The sequence below is a fragment of the Xanthomonas sp. SHU 199 genome, from assembly GCF_000364665.1.
Lineage (GTDB): Bacteria > Pseudomonadota > Gammaproteobacteria > Xanthomonadales > Xanthomonadaceae > Xanthomonas_A > Xanthomonas_A sontii.
Window position 1 is genome coordinate 1 of the sequence record NZ_AQOI01000154.1, and the last position, 7,866, is coordinate 7,866.

Sequence of the window (7,866 nt, forward strand, 5' to 3'; positions counted from 1 at the left end):
GGACGCCCCGGCGCCGAGTCCGGCGCAGACCGCCGACAGCAATCCGCCGCCGCCGACCGAGCGCCGTCCGCAGACCTGGACCGGGCGCCCGCCCGGCGCGCTCGACACCGACACCGCGCCGGACAACAGCGGAATGGCCGCCGGCCCCGGCAGCCGCGGCAACCGCCACGACATGGACGCGGCCCAGCCCAGCCTGGAAGTCGGCGGCTACCTGGTCTATTACGACCTGGGCAGCGAGAGCCAACTGCGCACCTGGCAGCAGCAGGGCATGAAAGAGATGTTCATCCTGCTGCCCGGCACCGAGTACCGCATGGTCTGCCCGCTGGAGATCGCCCTGACCCGCGGCTCCGGCAAGTGCCGCGCCCTGCCGCCGGACTCGCCGGAACTGAAGAGCATCGGCGACGCCCGCCAGGTCATCACCATGCTGCAGGTCTATCACCAGGGCGAGCTGGTCTGGCGGGGGCCGGGGCCGTATCGCTGAGTTGCTGTGAGCGGGCGATCGGTGCGTCCACCCTCGCTGCAGTCGGGACTGAAGTCCCTCCCACAAGGAGCGGCCGGCCTTCAGCGCGATGGTCAGCATTCGTTGGAGACGCAGGCTTCATCCCTGCGGAACGGCTTCAGCCGCGACGAGTGGAGCCGTCGGCACATGCGGGGTTCCATTGCGATCGGACTGAATCCCTTGCCACGCGATTGCCCGCTTTCCACGCTGGCGGCACGCTGGACAACACAGCGGGCGGCGGCGCTACGGTCGGAGCGGTTCCATCCGCGAATCTGCGGCAACGCGGAGCGAACGCGGCGCAGCGCCCGACGCCCGAAGCGGCTGCCCAGCCAGCGCCCTCACGCCCGCTTTGCATTCGCCGCCCGCACCGTTGCTAGAGTCTGCCCGCGCCGCCGCGGCCGCCTGTCCCCCGCTTTGCAGGTCCCGCAAAACCCGGCGTCTTTCCTCCATTGAAGGAGTCTCGACATGCCCTGGAAATTCCCTCTCGCAACGCTCGCCCTCGCCGCCGTCGCGCTGCCCGCGCTGGCCCAGCCCGACCGGCAGGTGGTCGAGGACATGCTGACCCGCTCGGCCAACGTCTGCCCGGGCCACAGCACCGACCGCACATCGCCGGCGGTGAAGGCCGTGCCGGTGGGCGCGCTGCGGGTGATGCTCGACCGCGGCCTGGTGATGTGCCCCGACCGGCGCCTGGACGCCACCGCCCCTGCCGTGTTCTACGGCAGGCTCGGCGTGTTCGCCTGGAACCCCGAGGTTCCCGCCGGCGCGAGCGTGATCGTCAAGCAGATCGATGCGATGACCCGCAAGGACGAGTACCCGTCCGAAACCCTGGTATGGGACGCCAAGGGCACCGCGCTAAAGCAGCAAACGGTGCCCGCGTTCGAACCCAAGCCCGGCGCCACCGTGCTGTACCAAGTGCGCTGACCCCGTTCCGCTGGCCCGCGCACGGGTCGGCAAGATCGATCGCAGCCGGCGGCCCGCAAGGTCCGCCGGCTTTTTTATGCCGCGGTGCGAGTTCAACCGCGACCGCGCGCGGCGACAAACAAGACACACTGTGACGCGCACGACGTCGATGATGTCCTGCTCCTGTCCTTACGCCGCCCACGCGTTTCGTGGCGGCGGACAATATTCGGATCATCTGACGCGATTATCTCTTGCCACCCTACGATTATCTTGAAATCAAGATTATTGACTTCTGAAAAGTCCGCTTCAGAAACGTAGACAAATTCCCGTGACGTGCACGCAGCCGGCCGAAACAGCGGAATTCGGCTGGATTCGCGCGAAACCATGCGGATCTTTCATCCTTTCCTCGTCGCCACTGTGGCGCAGCGCACGCCGCAGCATCGATGGATCTCGGCATTTTCCGACGCGATGTGTCGTGAAATTCCGTCAGGCGCGATGCGAATCAATACCGCAGCTAAATATTATCTCGTCGTGTCGCAAAAATAATGCAGACGACATAGTAGCGTTTGCGCCCTCCCCCACCCCCCGGGCGACCGGGATTCGACACGAGGATGTTTCCATGGCCACACAGCGGAATCGGCTGGCGCTGCGCGCACTTTCCCTCATCGGCATCGCGGGCGCGTTGTTGCCCATCGCCGCCACGGCGGCACCGGCGCGCGGCACCGTGCTCAAGAGCAATGTCCTGACCAGCTACACCCGTCAGGCGATCGCCACGCTGCTGGCCAACGACCAATCCCCCGACCAGGCCAAGTGCGACGTGCGCGTGGCCGAGTTCACCTACGCCACCATCGGCGTCGATGGCGAACCCACCACGGCGTCGGCGGCGCTGCTGGTGCCGGGCGGCAGCCAGTGCCCCGGTCCGTTCCCGCTGGTGAGCTACAGCCAGGGCACCGAGTCGCAACGCCGCGCCGAGCAGGCCAAGGAGATCCGCGACGACAAGGGCGACGACACCATGGTCACCCACCTCGCCACCCAGGGCTACGTGGTGGTGAGCAGCGACTACCTCGGCATCGGCCAGTCCACCTACGCGTTCCACCCCTACCTGCACGCCGCGTCCGAGGCCAGTTCCACCATCGATGCGATGCGCGCCGCGCGCCAGGTGCTGCAACGGCTCAACACCCCGCTGTCGGGCAAGGTCATGCTGACCGGCTTCTCGCAGGGCGGGCATGCCGCCATGGCCACCCAGCGCGAGATCGAAGCGCACCTGTCCAACGAGTTCAACCTGGTCGCCAGCGCGCCGATTTCCGGCCCGTATGCGCTCAGCCAGACCTTCCGCGACAGCTGGAGCGGCCGCAACGCCGTGGGCGAGAACACCTTCGGCATCGTCCTGGCCAGCTACGCCATCGTCGGCATGCAGCACACCTACAAGAACCTCTACCTCGACCCGTCGCAGGTGTTCCAGGATCCGTGGGCGAAGAAAGTGGAGAAGCTGTTCCCCGGCAACCAGAGCCTGACCGACCTGGTGCTCGGCGACACCCTGCCGGGCGTGGACAAGATCCGCCAGTACTTCCAGCCCGGCTTCTACAAGGACTTCGCCAGCAACGCCAACGACCCGTTCCTGCGCGACCTGGAGCGCAACGACCTGCTCGACTGGGCGCCGCGCACCCCGACCCTGCTGTGCGGCTCCGACAACGACGCCACCGTGCCGCTGAAGAACGCCACCACCGCCATCGCCGCGTTCAAGGCACGCGGCAGCAAGCAGGCGACCGTGCTCGACCTGGGCACCGGCAAGCCCAGCGACAACAGCGCGCTGGAACACCTGTTCACCGAAGACGCCTGCACCATCGCCGTGCGCCAGCAACTGTTCGACAAGCTCCGCTGAGGTCGCGGCGGGCGACAACGCAGGCGCACTCCTCCCCCGGCGCCTGCGATCGTCCGTCCCGCTGGCTGCCACGCCTGGGCGCAGGCGTGGCAGTGTTTTCTGCGCGATGCGGGCGCTGCGCGATGCGGGCGCCGATGCTGGGCCGACGATGACCGCGCATTGTGCGCAGCTGCGCGACAGCGCGAGCGTTGGCAAATCTGACTCAGGACTGGAATGACGGCAGATCGGCGTGGCGATACCGGCAGTGGCAATCACCGGCTGGCATACGATCCCATACGCCCGGCCATCACCCCGCGCCGAGGCCGGCACCGCACAGCAGCATCGCCGATTGCTTGCGCCGGCCCCGCGCATCGGCGATCACGCGCCCGACGCCATACACCGACAACGGCACCACCCAACTCGCCCACAGCAGCAGCGCGATCAAGCCCGGCGACGGCGTCAGGCCAAGGCCGATCGCCGACGGCAACGCCACCCGGAACACCACCGGTGCCAGCGTCGCCAAATAGGCCCGCACCATCCAGCGCTGGTGCCGCGGCACTTGCCCGCACCAGATCGCCATCAGTCCGACCGACCCGGTCACCAACCACGCCAGCGCCGTGGCCGCGAACGCCACCCGGATCGACGGCGGCGCCGGCGAGGTCGCGATCAGCCCGACCGCCCCGACCATCGCCACCACCATCCCGGCGAAATACACCCGCCCCACCCAACGATGCAGCCGCGGCCAGCGCCGCCACCGCTGCGTCGCAAACTGCAGCGCCCCCAGCAACAGGCCGACCGCCCCGCCACCGAGATGGCACCACAGCCAGCCGCGGCGGGTCAGGAACATCGCATAGGCCGGCGACTGCAGCGAGGCGTACTTCAGATACACCGAATGCACGAACTCCACGGCGAACAGGGCGAGGGCGAGCCAGAGCACCCACCAGGCCAGGCGGACGATTGGCGTGGTGCGTGGTGGCGCCAGTTGGCGGCGCGTCGACTCGCTGCTCATTTCCTGCCCCACAGTGTGCCGGACCGTCGGCAGCGCGACGCTAGCATGGACGTCTCGGCGCTACGGAAGGCGGCGGCGGACAGGCGCGTGCCGCACACGCCGCTTCGCCGATCAGCGCAGGCGATCCGGCTACCGATCGCAACGCCACCACCCAGCCTTAAATGCAAATTGCGTCTCGTTTTGTAGACGACAAAGTTAACAGTACAGACATCTGCCGCGCACAGGTCTATGGTCGATCCGGGGACGGGGGTCGCATGGGACGCAGACAGGGGAAAACCGGATTCGACGCGCTGGCGGCGTTGCCGTGGCCAGTGGGAATCATGGCCGGCATCGCCGGGTTCCTCGCCGTGCGCGACGGCATCCCCTGGTGGTTCTCCCGCCGCGACGGCGCGTTGTCGCAGGCCATCGCCCAACAAGCGGAGGGCGCATTCGCTCCTTTGGCGTGGCTCCTCCGACTGCTCTGCTGGATTGCAGCTCTCGCCTCGTTCCTCAAAGCGCGGCACTGCCACCTGCTGGAAAGTCGCATCACGCTATAGCCGACAAGTCCACACAAGCGGAGCGCACCTCCGTTGACTAGCTAGCTTGCGAAATCTGTCTAGAATTTTTTCAATCCGGTTACCTGCGCAAACCTTTACGATGTGCGCTTCATGAAGTCTCTATGATATATAAAAATATGGAGAAAAATTTTGAAAATAAAAGAAATAAGCATCAAAGACTTCAAGCGTTTTGCCAACCTGAAGATTTCTGAAATCCCCAGGACGGCAAAGTTGATCCTATTAACAGGACCCAACGGCAGCGGCAAAACTTCTTTGTTCGAAGCTTTCAATTATTGGATGAAAGCCGCAAGAAACGATTACAGCTACGACAACGACTACTATTTGCGGCATGAAAATGTTATGACGCCCTTACTGCCGCCCCTCAGCAGCAGCCCCCTGGAAGAAACCCTTAATAAAATTAAACCCGTTTTTCATGGTGAGACAAAAGAAATAAAGAATGACAGAGAGCTTTTTAGAAAGGCGTTCTATATTCGCTCTGCGTACCGACATTCGCCCGACTTCACTATCAATGGCTTGAATAAGCTAGAGGACATATTAGATGATCCAGGTAGAGCCACGACATTAATGCTCTCGGAATCTCGAGTTCAGAATAACTATCAGCGTTTAGTAGGTCGGAGCTTAGAGCTTCTCTACGATCCAAAAGGAAAGAACGTAACTGCAGGTCAAATCACTGATCAGTTAATTGGTGAAGTTCGAGATGCTATGCTGCAAGTCTTTGATGATTTAGTTCTTGAGGGCCCAGGAAATCCATTGGACTCAGGAACTTTTCGTTTTACAAAAGGCGTAACATCTAATTTTCACTATAAAAATTTATCCGGCGGCGAGAAGGCTGCCTTTGATCTTTTATTAGACTTTATTGTCAAACGAAAGTATTTCAACGACACCATCTTTTGCATTGATGAACCTGAGCTCCATATGCACACCCGGCTGCAAGCCAAGTTGCTTGCTGTCATGTTTGACCTTACCCCTGATAATTGCCAACTTTGGCTTTCCACCCACTCCATTGGAATGGCTCGCAAAGCCGCTGAACTCAATGCTGAAAATCCTGGACTAGTAGCTTTTATTGATTTTCATGAAAAGGATTTTGATAAAACCATAAATTTAAATCCAATTCAACCAGATAAGCGATTCTGGAAACAAATGTTTAATACAGCACTGGACGATCTCGCAAAGTTAGTCGTGCCTGATTACGTGGTGTTCTGTGAAGGAAGAAGGATAGGGCAGTCTGGTAAAAAGCCGAGCTTTGATGTGGCCGTTTACAATATAATATTTGGCCCGTGGTACCCAGGCGTTGAATTTATCCCATTAGGTGGCGGCAACGAAGTGCGAAATGATGGTGAGACCTTTAAATATCTGCTTACGAAGTTAGCACCTGGTATCAGGGCGTGGAAGGTATTGGATGGAGATGATCGAAATGAAGATGAAATCAATGATCTGAAAAGTGAGGGCATTTATGTTTTGCCCCGGCGGGACATAGAAAGCTTTCTATGGGATGACAGTGTCCTAAAAAAATTCTGCGAGAGCCTCAATAATCCTGATGCGTTAGGAGAGATCCTCCACATAAAGCAGCTTCAATTATATAAATTGCCGCTTAGAGGAAAGCCTAATAATGATGTGAAAGAAATAATAGATGTTCTATATGTGCAGATCAGGAAGTCGCTCAAATTGGTTGGCTATGGAAATTCTGCAGAAGCCTTTTCAATCAAGCATCTAGCACCTCTTATCAGGCCAGGAATGCCTATCTATACAGAACTAGCAGCATCGGTACTAGCACCTCTGATATGAATTTTTGAATTTATTTTATTTTTTACATTGAATACAATAACCCTTCTGAATGTTCAGCGGACAAGCCGATCATGAGTGAAGGTAACCGATAGTGGAAACGGGTAGTCCGTTTTTCTCACAGAACTGGAGTCAGAATGCAGTTACGATGTGTCCGCCTTACCAGTCAAACAGGGGTCGGAGTGCACTACCTGCATCCTCACCCCCGGCTCCACAGCCCAGCGAAGTCGAACGAAAGCTGCCGGTGGTGGCGGATGGAAAGCAGATACACGGCGGCGGATGCCTCCGCCACCGTGTGCAGCATCACGTAGTCGCCGTGCAGGTAGATGCGCAACGTATCAGGCACTCCCGCCGGCAAGGCGACCAGTTGCGCCAGCGCCTCGGCCGATTGCGGCGGCGTGTCCAGGTAGGGCCGGCCGATGCTGGGAAGCGCCGCAGGTTCGGGATCGCGGCCGCCCGCAATTCGGCGAGCAGGTCATGGAAGGCCGCAGCGGCATCGGCGTCCAGCAGGAGCGCTTATATCGCGTCGAGGCTCGCGAGGAAGCTCTCCGTCAATTCGACGCGATGCAATGGTCAACCCCGCTTCTTGACCGCGCGCTTGCCTGGGCTCATCCCGTCGGGCGTCTTGATCGCCGCGCGCCGCTGCTGCAGTTGGCCGATGGCGGCATCGGCATCGACCGTACGGCCGGCGGCGATGTCGGCCAAGCCGCGCTTCGCATCGTCGAGCAACAGCAGGTGGATGCGCTCGCGCTCGAGCCGGTGAAAGTAGTCCAGCCGGTCGGCGTCGATCAGCGCGACGTAGCTCTCGCCGTTCTTGGTAATGATCTTCTCGGCGCCGGCCTTCGCCTGGTCGGCCAGTTCGGAGAGATTGGCGCGCGCCAGAGTGAAAGGCACCACGTCGTTGACGGAAAAGCCAATGGTCGACTCCTTTCGCTATTGATTACAGCATTCTGTACAGGCTGTCGCCTGCATGGTGTTGTTTCCAGCGCGCACGAAAGCGCATCGGAGCAAGGCCCAATGCTTGGCATGGCGATGGACATGGCCGCACCAACGCGGGTCGCGCGCCCCTCCTGAGCGCTTTGGGCGCTCCCGCCCGCCGACCGGTTTTCTGCGGCTCCGTCCTTCCCCGGAATCTTGACCTCCCATACATCCAACCCATCGCATCCTCGCCCCGATTCCAACACCGGAGGCGGGGACATGACGAAGTGGATGGGAGCCGCGCTGGCCGCGGCGATGCTGGTGACCGGCTGCGCCAGGG

At 61.0% G+C, this 7,866-nt stretch carries 8 protein-coding genes and 1 pseudogene; 6 read left to right on the forward strand and 3 right to left on the reverse strand.

Annotated elements, in window-relative coordinates; translation table 11 throughout:
• From D183_RS0107020 to D183_RS0107030, 4 genes and pseudogenes are all read left to right on the forward strand, one after another.
• Nucleotides 1-481: pseudogene (locus tag D183_RS0107020) on the forward strand (type II toxin-antitoxin system RelE/ParE family toxin); the annotation flags it as partial.
• 483 nt (nt 482-964) lie between these two features.
• A complete protein-coding gene (locus D183_RS0107025; RefSeq protein ID WP_017908384.1) occupies nt 965-1,420 on the forward strand; it encodes a hypothetical protein in 456 nt (151 codons plus the stop codon).
• A gap of 312 nt (nt 1,421-1,732) precedes the next feature.
• Nucleotides 1,733-1,945 carry a hypothetical protein gene (locus D183_RS27365; RefSeq protein ID WP_157835183.1) on the forward strand — a complete coding sequence of 71 codons (213 nt, stop codon included), beginning with the start codon at nt 1,733-1,735 and terminating at the stop codon, nt 1,943-1,945.
• Nucleotides 1,946-2,018: 73 nt separating this feature from the next.
• On the forward strand, nt 2,019-3,281 hold the full coding sequence (locus D183_RS0107030) for an alpha/beta hydrolase (protein ID WP_017908385.1): 1,263 nt from the start codon (nt 2,019-2,021) through the stop codon (nt 3,279-3,281).
• Nucleotides 3,282-3,567: 286 nt separating this feature from the next.
• Here D183_RS0107030 and D183_RS24180 read toward each other — a convergent pair whose 3' ends face one another.
• Complete coding sequence (locus D183_RS24180; protein ID WP_017908386.1) at nt 3,568-4,269, reverse strand: DUF2306 domain-containing protein; 702 nt, start codon at nt 4,267-4,269, stop codon at nt 3,568-3,570.
• A gap of 320 nt (nt 4,270-4,589) precedes the next feature.
• On the opposite strand from D183_RS24180, the gene D183_RS0107040 reads away from it, so the two are divergent.
• The gene (locus D183_RS0107040) at nt 4,590-4,805 is read left to right on the forward strand and encodes a hypothetical protein (protein WP_198527645.1); all 216 of its coding nucleotides are present in this window, start codon (nt 4,590-4,592) and stop codon (nt 4,803-4,805) included.
• A gap of 150 nt (nt 4,806-4,955) precedes the next feature.
• Complete coding sequence (locus tag D183_RS26355) at nt 4,956-6,611, forward strand: AAA family ATPase (protein ID WP_157835184.1); 1,656 nt, start codon at nt 4,956-4,958, stop codon at nt 6,609-6,611.
• Between the two features lie 196 nt (nt 6,612-6,807).
• Here D183_RS26355 and D183_RS28125 read toward each other — a convergent pair whose 3' ends face one another.
• Nucleotides 6,808-6,942, reverse strand: coding sequence for a hypothetical protein (locus D183_RS28125; RefSeq protein ID WP_017908388.1), 135 nt, complete (start codon nt 6,940-6,942; stop codon nt 6,808-6,810).
• Nucleotides 6,943-7,181: 239 nt separating this feature from the next.
• Nucleotides 7,182-7,502: a type II toxin-antitoxin system Phd/YefM family antitoxin gene (locus D183_RS0107050; RefSeq protein WP_232757232.1), complete on the reverse strand. Its 321-nt coding sequence runs from the start codon at nt 7,500-7,502 to the stop codon at nt 7,182-7,184.
• Nucleotides 7,503-7,866: the final 364 nt, after the last annotated feature.